The sequence below is a fragment of the Rhizobium sp. UBA1881 genome (assembly GCF_002338015.1).
Taxonomy (GTDB): Bacteria; Pseudomonadota; Alphaproteobacteria; order Rhizobiales; family Rhizobiaceae; genus Rhizobium.
In genome coordinates this window covers 1-2770 of record NZ_DDHH01000201.1, presented here as the reverse complement: position 1 = coordinate 2770, position 2770 = coordinate 1, and the positions used below count along the sequence as shown (strand labels likewise).

Here is a 2770-nt window from a genome sequence, read left to right as displayed (position 1 = left end):
AAAATTTGACGACCGGCTGTACGTCGCCGGAGCACAGCTGCGCGACAACCATTCCGCCTGATGCATGGCTGCGCCTGCATTTAGACGTCTAGGCTCAAGGCCTTGTGCTTGGCGGCAATCGACTGGTCCATCTCCTTTGCTGGGCTGGCAGCTAGCTCCGCGGTCGCGGGCACTTCGATCCATGTGAACCGCTGGATCGAATATTGGGTCTTCCCTCACATCGCAGGCGTTGGTTACCGCCAGATGTCGTCGCCGAGCGCAGAAGTCGGTTCGGTCCGTCGTGCGAACTTCCGACGTTTCGGATTTGTGAACAAAGACACGATCATTGTTCAAAGTAAAATTGCGTCGCCACGAAAGGGAGATGCACACAAATCCAGGGTGATGTCGACGAACTGCCTGAGCACAGGAAGAATTATGACAGCCCGCGGAGATCTATCGCAGATGCGGGTCCTAAGCCATCTGGTCTCCCGACGGCATCCTGCTGCCGACACTTTGGACATCAAACGACAAATATCATTTCTTCAGTTCGGCAAAGAGCTTGCGGGCGTTCGCGAGACCAATTTGGCAGCCGTAGTGCGTTGGTTCGTTGCCTTCGTATTCAAGGGAGATGAAGCCATCATAGCCGGAATCCACGATGGATTTCACAAGCGACTTCACCGGCAGGTCGCCGAATCCAAACACCGAACCGCGGATAAACTGCCCGTTGAGCGTCTCCAGCCAGCCCGGCCCCGGGTTTTCGGCGCGAACGTAGAAATCTTTGACATGTACGAAGCTCGCATGGGCGATCGACGCTCTTGTGCCCGTTACAGGGTTTTCGTCGAGGCAAAGAAAGTTACCGACATCGAGCGTCATCTTGAAATTCGGGCTATCGACGGCGTTGAGCAGGCGCTTGACGCGCTCGCTGGAGTTCATGAAGAAGCCGTGGTCCTCGATGCTGGCGGTGACACCCAGACGCTCCGCATGCTCAGCAACCTCCCGGCAGGCATCGACGATCATCGGAAATGCCGCTTCGAACTGCGCGGCATTCGTCGCACGCAACGACCACGGCACGACATCGTGGCGCAGGAAGCGAACGTCGAGACGGTCGCAGAGTTCGACATATCTCTTTACCCGGTCGATCTGCGCGCGTCGGTCATCGCCGATGAAGTTCCCGGCAATGCAGAGGCCAGAGAGTGGTATAGCGGTCTCGGTTGACGCCTTGCGCAGGCGCTCGAGGCTGTCCTCATCCTTGATCAGTTCGTAGTTGAGGTCATCACCGCCAGGGGCGATTGACAGTGTCGCGAGCTCGAGGTGTTCGCCGCCATTATCCCTGATCCAGGTGAAGAGATCTTCGATCTGCATCGAACCGTCCAACATCAAAGGGCGGAAACTATAGGAACTCAGGCCGAACTTCATGGGTACTCTCCTCGCTACGACAACGACACCATCGGAAACGCGGTTGAGACTGTCAACATCGAGATTGACAATCACCGCGATACATCCTTGTTTGTTATCAAAGAGATGAAGTGCGTGGAGCATGCAGGAATGGTAATAAAGTCCGCAGATGTCGTGATTGTGGGTAGTGGTCCGACCGGCTCGGCCTATGCCAGGATCATTCGCAACAACTGGCCAGAGGCCCGGATCGTGATGGTGGAGGCCGGACCTCAGATTCTGCCAAAGACCGGCGCTCACCTCGACAACGTAGCCGACCTCGACGAGCGTAACGCGCTCGAAGTGCTGGCCCAAGGCGGCGATCGCAGTCCTCGCATGCCGATCAATAAGGAAGAATGGGAAGCACGCCGTGCCGGTGGCTTTGACGGATCGCTTCTACGCCGGTCAGGCCTCTTCATCGCCAATGACGGCGACCCCCAGGATGAAAACCTGTTTGCCGGCTTTTCTGCCGCCAATGTCGGCGGCATGGGTACCAAATGGTCCACCGGCACACCAATCCCCTCGCAAATCGAGCTCGTGCCCTTCATCCCCGCTGATGAGATACAGGCAGCACTTGCCACCTCAGCAAAGCTTCTCGGCACCAACACCGATCCGAATGCCGGTGACCCGGCCGCCATTGCGCTTCGCGAACGCCTAGGCGAAGTCTTCAACCCGGGCCGCACGCCGGACCGCTTCGTCCAGCCAATGCCACTTGCCGCCACACCGGGTCCCGATGGGTTGTATTATCATGGAACCGACGTGGTGCTTGGTGATCTGGTCGAAGAGCCTGCCGAACGCTTTACCATTGTGAAGGAGACGGCCTGCCGCCGGATCATTCATGATGGCCAAACCGTCACCGGCGTCGAGCTCGCCAGCACGGGCTCGCGCGAAACCTACGTCGTTGGTGCCGGCACTGTCGTCGTCGCCTGCGACGCTCTTCATTCGCCGCAGCTTCTGTACGCATCAGGCATTCGCCCGGAGGCACTCGGCCGCAACCTCAATGACCACTACATTGTCTCACAGATTTCCGAGATGGACACCGATGTGCCGATGAAAGCCATGAACTGGATCCCGGCCACCAAGGAACTTCCCTACTCCGTGACCATCGCGCCTGCCAGCCTGCACAGTATGCCGCGTTCTGGCGATATCGTTGGACAGCCGATCGGGATGGGTGTCTTTGTCTCCTCCGACATCAGCCCCGACAACCGCGTGATCTTTGACGATACGCGCAGCGACTGGCTCGGCCTGCCCGCCATCTCGATCAATTGGCATCAGTCCGAAGGCGACAAGGCGCGCTTGGAAGACGCTAAGGAATACGCGCTGAAGATCTCCAACATCATCGGCCGGCCGGCGCCGGGCT

General features: G+C 58.3%; 2 protein-coding genes. One reads left to right on the top strand and one right to left on the bottom strand.

Annotated elements, in window-relative coordinates:
• Positions 1-513: 513 nt before the first annotated feature.
• The gene (locus tag B3605_RS24910) at positions 514-1341 is read right to left on the bottom strand and encodes a sugar phosphate isomerase/epimerase family protein (protein ID WP_296436806.1); all 828 of its coding nucleotides are present in this window, start codon (positions 1339-1341) and stop codon (positions 514-516) included.
• Here B3605_RS24910 and B3605_RS24905 point away from each other — a divergent pair.
• On the top strand, positions 1291-2770 hold a 1480-nt coding region (locus tag B3605_RS24905), incomplete at its 3' end, for a GMC family oxidoreductase N-terminal domain-containing protein (RefSeq protein WP_296436805.1). The genes B3605_RS24910 and B3605_RS24905 overlap by 51 nt on opposite strands.